Raw genomic sequence first — 14,296 nt, forward strand, 5'->3', positions numbered from 1 at the left:
GACACCACGGCAAGGAGACGACATGTCCGGTTCGGCTGGATGGGACCTGCTGTTCAGGCGCGACGACCTCACGGTGAGCGAGGTGCGGGAGGCCACGCCCGCTCCGCTGGGCGAGGGAGAGGTCCGGCTCGCGGTCGAGAGCTTCGGCCTCACCACCAACAACGCGACGTACGCCCGCTTCGGCGACGACGCCGTGATCGCCTTCTGGCAGGCGTTCCCCGGCCCCGAGGGGTACGGCCGGGTGCCCGTGTGGGGGTTCGCGCGGGTCGAGGAGTCCCGCCACCCCGAGATCGCCGTGGGTGACAGGTACTTCGGCTACATGCCCATGTCCACGCACCACGTCGTCGCCGCCCAGCCGACGGCGCGGGGCTTCGTCGACACCACGCCCCAGCGTGGCTTCCTGCACCCCTGGTACCTCACCTTCGAGCGCGTGGCGGAACCCGGCCCCCTGGACGACCGCTGGGCCGTGCTCCACCCCGTCTACCCCGCGTCCTTCAACCTCGCCGACCTCCTGCAGCGGCAGGCCGCGGAAGGCGCCCAGTCGGTGCTGATCACCAGCGCCTCCAGCAAGGTGGCGATCGGTCTGGCCGAGGAGCTGGCCTTCCGGCAGGTGGGCCTGTCCGCCGTGGGCGTGACCTCCGCCCGCAACGTCGGTTTCGTGGAGGGGCTCGGCCTGTACGACAAGGTCGTCTCCTACGACGCGATCTCCTCGCTGTCGCCGACGCCGCCGGCCGTCTTCGTCGACCTCACCGGCGACCCGGTCCGGCGCACCACCGTCTGCGAGCGCTTCGCCGGGGAGCTCCGCCACACGGCGCTGGTCGGGTTCACCCACTCCAACGCGTCCGTCCTGCCCCCGCCCGGCCTGGCCGGTCCCGAGCCGGAGGTGTTCTTCACCCCGGCGATCGAGATGCAGACCGCGGCCGAGGAGGGCGAGGACGCCTACTACGCGCGGTACGCCGCGTCCGAGCGGCGCTTCGTCGAGTCGACGACGACGTGGCTCGACGTGCGGCGGCAGCGGGGACCGGAGGCGGCCGCGGCCGCGCTCGGCGCCCTGCTCGCCGGGGAGCAGCCCCCCGGCACGAGCACCATCATCAGCCCCCGGTGACCGAGGGCGCTCCGACAGGAGAGTACGAACGATGACCCGCATAGAAATCGAGAAGCCGGTCCCGAAGGCCGGCGACCTGAACGGGCGCCCGCACGGGGAGCAGCGTTGGTGGCGCCGCCCCTGGATCGTCCCGCTGGCGATCGTCGTCGCGGCGTTCCTGGTCTACCAGACCTCGCCGTTCGCACGCGCCGGCCTGGACGAGACCAAGGCGCCCATCCCGCCGCACGACGGCTTCTCGCTGTACTACCCCCTGCTGCTGACCCACATCATCATGGGGTCGGTCACGATGGTGACCGTCGTGCTCCAGCTGTGGCCGCGGCTGCGGCGCCGCCGCCCCGCGGTGCACCGGTGGGCCGGCCGCATCTACGTCGTCGCCACGCTGGTGACCGGCGTGGCAGGCCTGGTCATCGTGCGCTTCGCTCCGGTCACGGGCCAGATCGGCGTCACGATGGCGACGGTCCTGTGGCTGGTCACCACCGTCGTCGCGTACATCGCGGCCGTGCGCGGCAAGTGGGTCCTGCACCGGCGCTTCATGCTCTACAGCTTCGCGCTCGTCATGAACAACGTGTGGGGCCCGGTGATCGTCAACATCGGCATCGCGAACCACGTGCAGCTTCCCTACCTCATCGAGGCGGCCCGTTGGTTCGGCTGGGTGGTCAACCTCATGCTCGTGCAGTGGTGGCTGTACCGGACCGCGGGTCGTCCCCTGGACGTGCCGCCGGACCCGAAGACCCGGGCCAGGCGGACGGTTGTCGTGTCCTGACCCGCTCCGACCGGCGGGCGGGAGACGACGCCTCACGCGGTTGTCACCGGCAGCGAGGGGGCCCCGATCCACGAGATCGGGGCCCCCTCGGCGTTGTGCGTGTCCGGTGGTGTGAGAGGAGGGCCAGGCGACCCGGCCCTCCTCCTCGATGCTCCGGTCAGCTGTCGACGTGGAGCCAGTAGGCTCCGCGCGGGCCGCCCTCGCGGCAGTGGGCGTGGTAGCCGTCGAGCAGCGCCTGCGCGTCGGCGGTGGCCTCCTTGAGACGGGCCTCCGGGTCGGCGCCCCGCACCAGCACGTCCTCCACGGCACGCATCACCAGGCGCTGGATGTGGGCGTAGCCCCCGATCACCGCCTGGGTCGGCTCGCCGTCCATCATCTCGAGCTGCTCGCTGGCGACCCGGAAGTAGGGCTGGTCGGCGAACCAGCCCTCCTCGTCCAGCAGCGCGAGCGCCGGCTTGGTGACGGGCGCGGAGCCGTACACCTTGTGCCACTCGGCGGCGTTGCGGGGATTGTTGAGGTAGAGCATGAACGCCAGCGCGCCGTCCCGCACGGCCTCGTCCAGGCCGTCCGCCAGCCATAGGGAGTCGCCGCCGATCCAGTTGCCGGCGTACGGCACGCGGCCGTTGTGCGGCACCGGGCTGACCGCGATGTCGAAGCCCTCCCGCCGGGCGCCCTCGACCATGTACTTGGCGTCGAACGACGAGCTCAGCCGGAAGGCGATGCGCTGGTCGGTGAACGCCTTGAACGTGCCCTCCCAGTCCTGCATCGCACCGGTGTAGAGGAAGTGGCCCCGCTGGTAGAGCCGGTTCCACCAGTCCACGTACGCCAGCATCTCCGGAGTGGCGAGGTCGACGGTGGTCGCGCGGCCGGACCGGCCGTTGCGGTGCCCGGCGAAGATCGCGCCCTGCTGGGCCAGCGCGTGCTGGACGAACTTGCCGTCGATCACCCAGGCCATCCCGTGCGAGGGGCCCCCGTCGAGCTTCGCGATCGCCTGGCAGGCGGCGTCGACCTCGTCCCAGGTGCGCGGGGGCTCGGCGATCCCGGCGGCCCTGAGCACCGTCATGTTCGTGTAGAGGAGCATCGTCGACAGCGTCAGCGGCATCGACGACAGGTCCCCCTCCAGCGTGTAGTAGCCGCGGACCGCGTCCACGAGGTCGTCCAGCACGACCGGCTCGCCGAGGATCTCCGTGCGGCCGCCGATGGCCTTCTCCACAGAGGTGTACAACGGGCGGCCGTCCCGCGCCCGCGTGTCGCGCGCGTGCTGGGTGGCGCCGGTGTAGTACGACGCGATCGTGGGCGGCCGGCCCTGCGCGGCGGCCTCGGCGACCTCCTCGGGCAGCTTCTGCCACCAGCAGGTGGTGATGTCGATCCGATATTCCGGGTGGGCGCGCTCGAATTCCTCGGCCCTTTTCCGCACGGTCTCCAGAAAAGCCGGGAACGGATAATGCGAGAACCAGGCGTCGATGACGATCGTGTCTGAGCTCATGTACGTCGGCCTCTTTCACCGGAAGGGTTTGCCTGGTGGCCCGAGCTTCGCGACGGCGCGGCCGCCAGACACGGACAATTCGCCATCCATCGTCCGTGGCCGCCTGATTCGCGGCATCTCTGCGCGTGCTTGTTTCACCGCCGCCGCCCCTATCGGCGGGCGGCGGACCGTGAATCGCAATACGGGAGATGCGGTCCGCGGGCCCGGCTTGCGACGCTGGCCTCATGCCGAATTCGACGACGAGAGCGTGAGGACGGCGCAACGATGGGAGTAGCCGCGACCCTTTCCGGACACCGCGTTCCCGGCCCGCCCGAGCCGGACCTCACCCCCTCGGAAGTCGTGGCGCGGGCCGAGGCCATCGCGCCGTCCCTGGTCGAGCGCCAGGCCGAAACCGAGCGGCGCACCTTCTACGCCGAGGACACGCACGAGGAGTTCTCCCGGGCCGGCTTCTACCGGATCCTGGTTCCTCGCCGGTACGGCGGCTACGAGTTCGGCGTGGAGACGTTCGTGCGCGTGGTCATCGCGCTGGCCCGCGGCTGCCCCTCGACCGGCTGGATGTACTGCCTCGGGGCGTCACACGCGCTCGCGGTGGCCTCGCTCTTCGAGGAGCGGGCGCAGGCCGAACTGTTCGCCGGCGGCGACTTCATCTGCCCCGCCACCGTCGTTCCCAGCGGCGCCGCGGAGCGGCACCCGGACGGCGGCTGGGTGATCGACGGCACCTGGGGCTACTGCTCAGGCTCGCCCTACGCCACGCACTTCATGGGCCACACCATGGTCTCGGCCGGCGACGGGCGGGAGCCCGCGCCGATGCTGTTCGTCGTGCCGCGCGACCAGTGGACCCGCCTGGACGACTGGGGACACGCCCTCGGCCTGCGCGGCAGCGGCTCGCACAGCATCCGCGTCGAGCGCGGGCGTGTGCCCGACCACCACACCATCGCCGCGCACATGAGCCAGCTGACCGTCACCGACGGCACGCCCGGCCGGGCCCTGCACGACAACCCCGAGTACGGAGGCGGCCAGCTCAGCTTCATGGTGCTGGAGGACGCGGCGCTCGCCGTCGGCATGGCGAAGGGAGCCCTGGACGCCTACGAGGACCTCATGCGCACCCGGACGACGTCCTTCCCGCCCATCGTGGTCCGCGCCGAGGACCCCGACTACCAGTTCCGGTACGGCAAGGCCGCCGGCATGATCGCCACGGCCGAGGCGGCGACCCTGGACGCCGTCCGGCAGTGGCGGGAGACCGCGGCCCTCGGTCCCGCCGCCGTGACCAAGGAGCAGGAGCTGCGCATCGCGGCCATCTGCGGGGAGGCCGTCACGCTCTGCTGGCGCGCGGTGGAGCGGTACCTGTTCCCCACCGCCGGCTCCAGCGCCGTGCGCCACGGCGAGCGCATCGAGCGCGTGTGGCGGGACATGTCGATGTTCCACACCCACGCCGGGGTGTCGACCTTCCTCGCCACCCTCGCCAAGCGCGACCTGGCCCGGGCCCGGTTCGGCATCGGATAGGGCGCGACCGACACAGTTGACACGCGCCGGCGATGCCGTGCAGCGAGCGCTCCCTCAAGCCCTCGATGCGGGGACAAGCCGGGCGACGAGGACGAAAGGGAGAGGGCCGATGACGGACCTTCTGGACAACGCGCCCGTCACGGAGGACGCGCGGCCGAAGACGCGCCCCATGACCGGCGCCGAGTACATCGAGAGCCTCCGCGACGACCGGGAGATCTTCCTGTACGGCGACCGGGTCCGGGACGTCACCACGCATCCGGCGTTCCACAACCCGATCCGGATGACGGCCCGGCTGTACGACGCCCTGCACGACCCGCAGACGCGTGACGTGCTGACCACGCCGACCGACACCGGCAGCGACGGGTACACCCACAGTTTCTTCACCACCCCGCGCAGCGCGGCCGACCTGGTGGCGAACCAGCAGGCCATCGCGGCCTGGGCGCGGATGACGTACGGGTGGATGGGGCGCAGCCCCGACTACAAGGCGGCCTTCCTCGGCACACTGGGCGCCAACGCGGACTTCTACGAGCCCTTCTCCGACAACGCCCGCCGCTGGTACCGGGAGTCGCAGGAGAAGGTTCTGTACTGGAACCACGCGATCGTGCACCCCCCGGTCGACCGTAACCGGCCGCCGGACGAGGTGGCCGACGTCTTCGTGCACGTGGAGCGGGAGACCGACGCCGGACTGGTGGTCAGCGGCGCCAAGGTCGTGGCGACCGGATCGGCGCTCACCCACTACAACTTCATCGCGCACTACGGCCTGCCGATCAAGGACAGGAAATTCGCCCTGGTGGCGACCGTCCCGATGGGCGCGCCCGGGCTGAAGCTCATCTGCCGCCCGTCCTACACCGCGACCGCGGCGGTGATGGGCAGCCCGTTCGACTACCCGCTCTCCTCCCGGCTGGACGAGAACGACACGATCCTCGTGCTCGACAAGGTACTCATCCCCTGGGAGAACGTGTTCATCTACGGCCACCTCGGCAAGGTGCAGCTCTTCACCGGCCGCTCGGGGTTCCCCGAGCGCTTCACCTTCCACGGCTGCACCCGGCTCGCGGTCAAGCTGGAGTTCATCGCCGGCCTGCTGGCCAAGGCCGTCGAGATCACCGGCACCAAGGACTTCCGGGGCGTGCAGAGCCGTATCGGCGAGGTGCTGGCGTGGCGCAACCTCTTCTGGGCGCTGTCGGACGCCGCCGCCCGCAACCCCGTGCCGTGGAACAACGGCGCCGTGCTGCCCAACCCGCAGTACGGCCTGGCGTACCGCTGGTTCATGCAGGTCGGCTACCCCCGCGTCAAGGAGATCGTCGAGCAGGACATCGCCAGCGGCCTCATCTACATCAACTCCAGCGCCGAGGACTTCAAGAACCCCGAGATCCGTCCGTACCTCGACAAGTACGTGCGCGGCTCCAACGGCGTGGACGCGGTCGAGCGGGTCAAGGTCATGAAACTGCTGTGGGACGCGGTCGGCACCGAGTTCGGTGGGCGGCACGAGCTGTACGAGCGCAACTACGCCGGCAGCCACGAGGCCACCAGGATCGAACTCCTGGCGGCGCAGACCGCCGGCGGCCAGCTCGACGGATACAAGGCGTTCGTCGACCAGTGCCTCGGCGAGTACGACCTGGACGGGTGGACGGTGCCGGACCTGTCGTCCTTCGACGAGCTGCGGCGGATCGGCGAACTGTAGGGTCCTTCCCCCGCGGCCCGCGGGACGCGGCCTCTGCCGGCAGGCGACGCGCCGCCGGGGTGTCAGCCCCGGCGGCGCGTCCGTTTTCCCGGCTCCGTGTCTCCTGGCTCCGTGTCCGGCTGTCCGCCCCCGCCTCCGGCTTCGCGTTCTCGCCCGTGGCCGCGCGCATGAAATAAGCGACGGGCGCGGCCGGGGTCGGCCGCGCCCGTCGCGTCGGGTGCGATATCGAACCGGGTCAGACGGCGTGGGCGGGCTCGGCCGGCCACGCCTCCTGGAGACCGGCCGCGCGCCGGACCTCGGCCGGCTGCAGCACGATGTCCGGGTCGTGCATCTCCACCCAGCCCAGGCCCGGCGGGCAGCGGTCGTAGCCGAGGAGGCGCCGCACCTCCTCCGGGTAGGCGAGCACCTTCTCCCTCGGCACCGCGAGGTACTGGTTCTCCTCCTGGCGGAGGTTGCCCAGGTCCAGCGCGATGGTCATGCCCGTGCGCGGCACGTCGGTGACGTTCCGGCCACCGCCGTGGTAGACGCCGCCCACCCAGATCAGGCCGGACCCGGCCGGCATGACCGTGGGAACGGCCTCCTCGGCCTGCGGGGCGCGCTCATCGTCCCAGTGGTGGCTGCCGGGGATCACCAGCGTGCCGCCGTTCTCGGCGGTGAAGTCGCTCATCGCGAGCATGAGCTGCACCCGAGTGGTGTTGCCCGGGTGGGAGGTCAGGTGCAGGGCGTCGTCGCGGTGCAGCGGCTGCTTGCCCTGCCCCTTGTGGATCTGGATCAGCTGGGTGGTGCTGATCTGGATGCTCGGCGTCACCTCCTGCCGCGACCGGCCGATCCACATGGTCTTCGGCTTCTGCATCAGGGCCCTGGCCGCGCCGAGGTACAGGCGCTGCGTGACCACCGGCGTGAGGCGGGTCGTACGGGCGAACAGCGACGACACACGCCGCGTGCGGAACCCGTCGTACCAGTTGTCGCTGAAGGTGTCGACGTCCAGCGCCGGGCCGAGGTCGGCCCACAGCCCCGCCAGCGTCTCCTCGTCGACGAAGTTCTCGACGATCACCGCGCCGTCCCGTTCGATGATCGCGACGACGTCGTCAAGGTCGGCGTCGGGCCGCACCCTCGTCAGTTCGGCCATCGTGTGTCACCTCTCTTCCGCATCGGTCCGTACTCGGCCGGACGTGCCCCACGCCAGAGGCGCGTCCGGATCGGCGAGCACCGTGCGCAGCACTCGCAGGAACCGCGACACCATGTCGCGGATGGTCTCCTCCACGAACAGGTTGGTGTTGAACCACAGGCTCGCGACGATGTCCCCCTCGGGGTGGATGTCCAGCGTCCACAGGGCGCCGTCGGGGACGTCGGTGGTGACCGGCTGGGACAGCACCCGCCGCCGCATGTCCGTGTACTCGATGTCGCCGATCCGCTCCCGCTCCAGGGAGAACGGGAACTGGAAGACCTGGAACGAGATCACCGCGGTGTCGTCGCCCTCGAAGGACGCCGCCGCCTCGGGGGCCTGTTCCACGATCTGCCCGAACGGGATGTCGTGCGCGTACGCCCCGATACAGGCGGCGCGCACGCGGGCGATGACGTCGCGGAAGTCGCGACAGCCCGAGAGGTCGCTGCGCAGCGGCAGCAGGTTGAAGAACGAGCCGACGGTCTGCTGGAAGCGGGACTGGGTGCGCCCGGCCGCCAGCGTCGTCACCGCGATGTCGGTACGGCCGGTGACCTCGTGGAGGTACACCTCGTAGGCGGCGAGCAGGACCATGAACGGCGAACTGCGCGTCGCCTTGGCCAGCGCCAGCGCGGCCGACGTCTCCTCGGGCCCGATCAGGAAGCGGTAGGCCGCGGTGCTCTTGGGCAGGTTCTCCGAGCGCCGCCGGTCCGTCCGGGTGGGGATGATCAGGCCGCCGGCCAGCGTCTCGCGCCAGTACTCCTTGGCCCGGGCGAACGCCGGCGAGGCGGCCCGCTCGCGGTCCCAGAGGGCGTACTCCTGGTACTGGTGCGCCGGGGGCAGCTCGGGCACGTCGTACCCGCGCCGGGCGGCGTACCGGTTGGCCAGGTCCTGGATCACCACCTTCATGGACCACTCGTCCACGGCGGAGTGGTGGGCGATGAGCGCGAGCACCGAGTCCCGCTCGTCGAACCGGCCGAGCACCGCGCGGATCAGCGGCAGCTCGTCCAGGCCGTAGGAGCCGCCTTCGAGCTCGATCAGCAGCTCCTCGGCGCGGCGGTCGCGCTCGTCCACCGGCACACCCGGCAGGTCGCGCACCTCCACCCGCGGCGGCTCGGCCGGCAGGATCTCCTGGTGCCGGTCTCCCTCGTCGCGGACCAACCGCGTGCGCAGCGCCTCGTGCCGCTCCACCACGTCGTGGAGCGCCGCCCGCAAGGTGGGGACGTCGACCGCGCCACCGAGCCGCCACCCGCACACGATGTTGTATCTGGGCCCGAACGGCCCCTCCTCGTCCCCCTTGTCGAACAGGCAGAGGAACTCCTGGTTGAAGGAGAGCGGGACCCGCACCTTGTCCAGCGTGCTCATGGTGTCCGCGTCCCCCTCACCGCAGCTCGACGCCGGCCCGCTCGACGGCCCGGCCGAACTCGTTGCGGGACAGCGCGGCGGCGACCAGCTCGATGTCGTCGGCCATGTAGCGGTCGCGGTCCAGCGTCGGCACGAGCGAGCGCACCATGTCGTACGCCGCCCGGCCGGCCGGGCTGAGCCCGTCGTACCTGCCGGACAGGTCCACCGCCTGCGCCGCGGCGAGGTACTCCACCGCGAGGATCCGCGTGTTGTTCTGCAGGACGCGGCGGGCGTTGCGGGCGGCGATCAGGCCCATGCTGACCACGTCCTGGTTGTCGCCGTTCGACGGGACGCTCTGGGTGCTGGCGGGGCCGATCGTCCGGTTCTCGGCCACCAGGGCGGTCGCCGGGTACTGGGCGCCGGCGAACCCGCTGTTGAGCCCGGGGTCGCCCGCGACGAGGAACTCGGGCAGGCCGTTGCTCAGGTGCCGGTTGAGCAGCCGGTTGGTGCGCCGCTCGGAGAACACCCCGAGCTGCGTGAGGGCGATGGTCAGGTAGTCCATCACGAAGGCGACCGGCTGGCCGTGGAAGTTGGCCCCGTGGAAGACCTCCTTGCCCTCGAACACCAGAGGGTTGTCGTTGGAGGAGTTGAGCTCGATCTCCAGGGTGTTCGAGGCGTGGTAGGCGGCGTCCCTGACCGCGCCGACGACCTGCGGGATGGCCCGGAGGGTGTACGCCTTCTGCAGGTAGACCTCGGTGCGGTGGACGCCCCGGCCGCCGTTCTCGTCGCGGCCGGCGCTCAGCTCCCGGCGCAGGTCGGCGTGGTCGACGGCCAGGCGGCTGCCGTGCAGCAGCGTCCGCATGTTGGCGGCGGTGTCGATCTGCCCCCGGTGGGGCCGGGCCACGTCGTGGCCGTCCGCCCCGAAGGGGCTGGTCGAGCTCTGCAGGACCTCGCAGATCAGCGCGGTGACGATCTCCGCCTGCCGCACCTGGTCCAGGGCGCGGCCGACGACGAGGGAGCCGAGGCCGGTCATCGCCGAGGTGCCGTTGATCAGCGCGAGCCCCTCCTTGAAGCGCAGCCGCAGCGGCTCGATGCCGAGCTCGCGCAGCACCGGCCCGGTCCGCACGCGGCGGCCGTCGCGCAGGACGTAGCCCTCGCCGATGACCGTGGCGGCGATGTGCGACAGCGGGGCGAGGTCGCCGCTGGCGCCCAGGGAGCCGATCTCGGGGATGGCCGGGGTGACGCCCAGGTTGAGGTAGAGGGCCAGGCGCTCGATCAGCTCGGGCCTGACGGCCGAGTAGCCCTTGGCCAGCGCGTTGACGCGGGCCGCGAGGATGGCCCTCGCCTCGTCCTCGGCGAAGATCGGGCCGACGCCCGCGCTGTGGCTGCGGACCAGGTTGGTCTGCAGCTCGGTCTCCTTGTCGGTGTCCACCAGCATGTAGATCATCTCGCCGTAACCCGTGGTCACGCCGTAGACGGGGATCCCCTGCTGGATGATGTCCTCGAACAGCCGCCGGTTCGCCGCTGCCTTGGCGAGGGCGGCGGGCGCGACGGCGCACACGGCCCGTTCCTCGGCGACGCGGCGCACGCCCTGGATGTCCAGGGTCTCGCCATCGAAGTCGACCGACGTTTCGGTCTCGACCAGAGTCACAACTCTCACCCCGCTGTAGGTTGGGTAACGGCTTGGGTGGACACGGCTGACGAATCGACGAGAGCGGCGAGGCCGCTCAGCGTCGGGTTGGTGAAGAAGTCCCACAGGGAGACCTCGACGCCGAACCATTCACGGACGCGGCCGAGCAGGCGCGGCACCAGCAGGCGGTGCCCTCCGGCCGCGAAGAAGCTGTCGTCGGCGCCGCCGGGCTCCGCGCCCAGCAGCTCCGCCCAGATGGCGGCCATCTCCCGCTCGGCCGGGGTGCCCGGCGTCCTGGGCGCGACGGCCGCCGGCGCGCCGGGGTCGGCCAGCCTCCGCCGGTCGACCTTGCCGCCGACGTTGCGCGGCAGGCTGTCCAGGAACTTGACGGAGACGGGCAGCGTGGCCTTGCCGAAGCGGCGGCGCAGGCCGGCCCGCAGCTCGGACGGGGACACCGTCGCCTCGCCCGCGGCTGCGCCGCGCGGGACGACGTACGCCACGAGGCGGCTCACCAGCCCGTCAGGTCCGGCGACCGCGACGAGGGCGCACTCGGCCACCGCCTCGTGCGCGGCGAGGGCCGACTCGATCTCGGCCAGTTCCATCCGGATCCCGCTGAACTTGATGCGGGAGTCCCTGCGTCCGCGGAACTCCAGCAGGCCGTCCCAGCGCCGGCGGCCCAGGTCGCCCGTGCGGTAGAACCTGCACCCGGCGTCGCCCGAGCCGTCCAGGCCGGGCACCGGCAGGAAGGCCCGCTCGTCCGCGGCGGCCTCGCCCGCGTACCCGAGGGCGACGTAGGGGCTGCGCACGACGATCTCCCCGGTGACGCCGGCCGGGCAGGGCCGGTCGCGCTCGTCCACCACCAGGACCTGCCGCCCGGGGATGGGCACCCCGATCGGCGTCGTGCCCGACACCGGGCCGGTGATGTCGTGCCAGGTCGCGAGGATCGACTCGGTGGCGCCGTACAGGTTGACCAGGCGCACGCCGGGAAGCGCCGCGCGCAGCTCGTTGGCGAGGCCGCCGGGCAGCGGCTCGCCCGCGAGCAGGAGGTGGTCCAGCGCGAGCGCGCGCTCCCCCGGCTCGCGCCCGCGCAGCACCTGGAGGAGACCGCGGGCGAAGGTCGGCACGGTCTGCAGGAACGTCACCCGCTCGGAGTCCAGCCAGGCGGCCAGCTTCTCGGGGTTGGCCCTGATCCGGTCGGGCGCGACGCACAGCGTCGCGCCCGCCGCCAGCGTCGCGAAGATCTCGACCAGCGCGGCGTCATAACCCGGCGCGGCCCACTGCGCCACCCGGCGGCCGGGGCCGAGCCGGAACTCCGCGCCGAACCAGGCGGCGAACTGCGCCAGGCTGCCGTGCGACTGGACGATGCCCTTGGGCCTGCCGGTCGAGCCGGAGGTGTAGGCGACGTAGGCCCGCGCGTCCGGACGGGCGGGCGGGACCGGCGCCACGGCTCCCACGCCGGGGCCGCGCAGCGCGGCTCCCGCATCCAGCACGCGGCCGCCCAGTTCCTCGGCGAACCACACGGCGAGGTCGTCGCCGCCGTCGTCGTCGTCCAGCACGAGACAGGCGGGCCGGATCTCGGCCAGCATCATGCGGCCGCGCTCGCCCGCGTCGCCGGTGCCGAGGCAGACCAGGTGCCCGCCCGCGTCGAGGACCGCGAGCACTGCGGCGACCTGCCCGGGCCCCGACGGCATCCGCACCGCCACCGGCCGGCCGGCGACGCCGCCGCCCGCGCGCAACGCCGCGGTGAGCCGCGCCGCGCGCTCCTCCAGCTCGCGGTAGGTGACCTCGCCGCCGGTCCAGGCCACCGCCACCCTGTCCGGGTGCCGCCGGGCGGCCATGCGCACCAGCTCGTTCGCCGGCGCGCGTACGTGGGACGCGTCGGCCGTCAGGTCCGCCGCCCGCACCGCGGCGCGGATCCGGGCGGGGTCCTCCAGGGGAAGCTCGTCCACGGGCAGGCCGGGGTCGCGCAGCGCGGCGGCCAGCAGGGTCCTCAGCTGGCCGAGCAGCAGCCGCACGGAGGCCGGCTCGAACAGGTCCGCCCGGTAGCCGAGAAAACCGGTGACCGCGGGAGCGGCCGTGCCGACCGTGAGCGTGAGGTCGGCCGTGGCGGCGCCGTTGTGCACCCGGACCTCGCGGACCGCGAGGCCCGGCAGCGCGAGCGGCCGCCCCGGCGCGTCCCCGCGCACGAACATCACGTCGCACAGCGGCGGCGTACGCGGGTCGTGGTCGATCTCCAGCGCCCGGGCGAGCTGGTCGAAGGGCAGCTCAGCGTGGGCGGACGCCTCGCGCTCGGCCCGCGCCGTCCGGCGGAGCACCTCGCGGAAGCCCGGACGGCCGGACAGGTCGGCGCACAGCACCAAGTCGTTGCGGAACGGGCCGACGAGACCGGCGAACTCGGGCCGGGGGCGCGCGGAGACGGGCAGGCCGACCGCCACCGTCCGCTCCCCGCCGAGCCGGTGCAGCAGGCACAGGAAGGCGGCCAGCACGACGATGTCGGGCGTGGTGCCCTCCGCCTCCGCCAGCGCGGCGAGCGCCGGCGCCTCTCCGGTCCAGGTGAACGGCTCGATCCCGCCGCGCCAGCACGGGCCGGCCGGCCGGGCCCGGTCGGCCGGCAGGCTCAGCCGCGGCGGCAGCGGGCGCAGCCTGGCGGTCCACCACTCCAGCAGGCGGCGGAACTCCGGGGTGGTCCGCCGGTCGTGCTGCCAGCGCGCGTAGTCGGCGTACTGCGCGGACGCCGGCGGCAGCACCTCGTGCGCGGGCCGCCCGCCCGCCTCGGCGGCGTAGGCCGCCGACAGCTCGTTCGCCAGGATCGCCATCGACCGGTCGTCGGCGACGGCCTCGTGCGCGAGCAGCAGCACGGCGTGCTCCCCGGGGGCCAGGCGGGCCACGGCGAGGCGGGCGAGCGGGCCCGCGGCGAGGTCCATCGGGCGGCCGGCCAGCTCGGCGCCCAGGCCCGCGACGGCGGCCTCGGCGGCGTGCGGCGCGGCGTCGAGGAGGGCGATCGCCCCGAGGTCCGAGAAGGCCTCGGGCGCCGCGCCGTCCGGGGCGATCGACTGCACCGGCAGGCCGTCGACCACGACGAGGGTCGTCCGCAGGATGTCGTGCCGGCGTACGACCGCCCGCCAGGCCGAGCGCAGCGCGGCGACGTCGAGGTCGCCGCGGACGTGGTAGGCCCGGCACAGCGTGTGCGCGGGCGAGTCGGGCACGAGTGTCTGCCGGAACCACAGCTCGTCCTGGGCGCAGGAGGTCACTGCCCGCCTCGTGCCCGGCCGCGCGGGTTCCGGGAACGCTTTGGTCACTCCGGTTCCCCTGTCTCCCGGGGCCTCGTGCGGGGCGCGTCCCGGGCGGCTCGACGTCGTGGATCGGGAGAGCGCGCGGGAAATGAATTCCCGGCGAATATCGCCGGCGGCGCACCGGTGCCGGCGGTTGATCCGGCGCCCTCCGGGATATACGCGATCCTCACCAGCACATGGTCACGTCAGCGACGCCGTCCCCGCATCTCCGAGAATGCCGCCCGGCGCCTAGCACACCTTTCCCCGAGCGTTCCGAGGGCGGCCGTCTCCCAGATTGCCGAATTGACCGAGAGCGCTTTTCTCTTCTTTGTCCAAGGCCTGCCACGCCG

The 14,296-nt window shown here is 72.5% G+C and carries 9 protein-coding genes; 4 read left to right on the forward strand and 5 right to left on the reverse strand.

The features are described 5' to 3' along the window. Positions 1-22: 22 nt before the first annotated feature. On the forward strand, positions 23-1,105 hold the full coding sequence (locus Msi02_RS38105) for a DUF2855 family protein (RefSeq protein WP_204052632.1): 1,083 nt from the start codon (positions 23-25) through the stop codon (positions 1,103-1,105). Between the two features lie 31 nt (positions 1,106-1,136). Beyond that, the gene (locus Msi02_RS38110) at positions 1,137-1,868 is read left to right on the forward strand and encodes a DUF2306 domain-containing protein (protein WP_204052633.1); all 732 of its coding nucleotides are present in this window, start codon (positions 1,137-1,139) and stop codon (positions 1,866-1,868) included. 157 nt (positions 1,869-2,025) lie between these two features. Here the strand turns inward: Msi02_RS38110 and Msi02_RS38115 are convergent, their stop codons facing one another. Further along, positions 2,026-3,354 carry an extracellular solute-binding protein gene (locus tag Msi02_RS38115; protein ID WP_204052634.1) on the reverse strand — a complete coding sequence of 443 codons (1,329 nt, stop codon included), beginning with the start codon at positions 3,352-3,354 and terminating at the stop codon, positions 2,026-2,028. A gap of 264 nt (positions 3,355-3,618) precedes the next feature. Between Msi02_RS38115 and Msi02_RS38120 the strand changes: the two genes are divergently transcribed. Continuing rightward, the gene (locus tag Msi02_RS38120) at positions 3,619-4,857 is read left to right on the forward strand and encodes an acyl-CoA dehydrogenase family protein (protein WP_204052635.1); all 1,239 of its coding nucleotides are present in this window, start codon (positions 3,619-3,621) and stop codon (positions 4,855-4,857) included. Between the two features lie 109 nt (positions 4,858-4,966). Next, complete coding sequence (locus tag Msi02_RS38125; protein ID WP_204052636.1) at positions 4,967-6,538, forward strand: 4-hydroxyphenylacetate 3-hydroxylase family protein; 1,572 nt, start codon at positions 4,967-4,969, stop codon at positions 6,536-6,538. 235 nt (positions 6,539-6,773) lie between these two features. Here the strand turns inward: Msi02_RS38125 and Msi02_RS38130 are convergent, their stop codons facing one another. Genes Msi02_RS38130 through Msi02_RS38145 form a run of 4 tightly spaced genes read right to left on the reverse strand, consistent with a single transcriptional unit; the run spans position 6,774 to position 13,973 of the window. After that, a complete protein-coding gene (locus tag Msi02_RS38130) occupies positions 6,774-7,667 on the reverse strand; it encodes a phytanoyl-CoA dioxygenase family protein (protein ID WP_204052637.1) in 894 nt (297 codons plus the stop codon). 6 nt (positions 7,668-7,673) lie between these two features. Then, complete coding sequence (locus Msi02_RS38135) at positions 7,674-9,065, reverse strand: condensation domain-containing protein (protein ID WP_204052638.1); 1,392 nt, start codon at positions 9,063-9,065, stop codon at positions 7,674-7,676. A 16-nt stretch (positions 9,066-9,081) separates the two neighbouring features. After that, complete coding sequence (gene cmdF, locus Msi02_RS38140; RefSeq protein WP_204052639.1) at positions 9,082-10,704, reverse strand: tyrosine 2,3-aminomutase; 1,623 nt, start codon at positions 10,702-10,704, stop codon at positions 9,082-9,084. Further along, complete coding sequence (locus Msi02_RS38145; RefSeq protein WP_204052640.1) at positions 10,701-13,973, reverse strand: non-ribosomal peptide synthetase; 3,273 nt, start codon at positions 13,971-13,973, stop codon at positions 10,701-10,703. The genes cmdF and Msi02_RS38145 overlap by 4 nt, the downstream gene beginning before the upstream one ends. Positions 13,974-14,296: the final 323 nt, after the last annotated feature.

Origin of the sequence: Microbispora siamensis (assembly GCF_016863095.1) — a bacterium.
In the GTDB taxonomy this organism is placed as follows: Bacteria; Actinomycetota; Actinomycetes; order Streptosporangiales; family Streptosporangiaceae; genus Microbispora; species Microbispora siamensis.

Bases quoted from the DNA above. Each gene is read 5' to 3' on its own strand.
- Msi02_RS38120 (WP_204052635.1), top strand. From the start codon at position 3,619: ATGGGAGTAGCCGCGACCCTTTCCGGACACCGCGTTCCCGGCCCGCCC.
- Msi02_RS38135 (WP_204052638.1), bottom strand. From the start codon at position 9,065: ATGAGCACGCTGGACAAGGTGCGGGTCCCGCTCTCCTTCAACCAGGAG.
- Msi02_RS38110 (WP_204052633.1), top strand. From the start codon at position 1,137: ATGACCCGCATAGAAATCGAGAAGCCGGTCCCGAAGGCCGGCGACCTG.
- Msi02_RS38105 (WP_204052632.1), top strand. From the start codon at position 23: ATGTCCGGTTCGGCTGGATGGGACCTGCTGTTCAGGCGCGACGACCTC.
- Msi02_RS38125 (WP_204052636.1), top strand. From the start codon at position 4,967: ATGACGGACCTTCTGGACAACGCGCCCGTCACGGAGGACGCGCGGCCG.
- Msi02_RS38115 (WP_204052634.1), bottom strand. From the start codon at position 3,354: ATGAGCTCAGACACGATCGTCATCGACGCCTGGTTCTCGCATTATCCG.
- Msi02_RS38130 (WP_204052637.1), bottom strand. From the start codon at position 7,667: ATGGCCGAACTGACGAGGGTGCGGCCCGACGCCGACCTTGACGACGTC.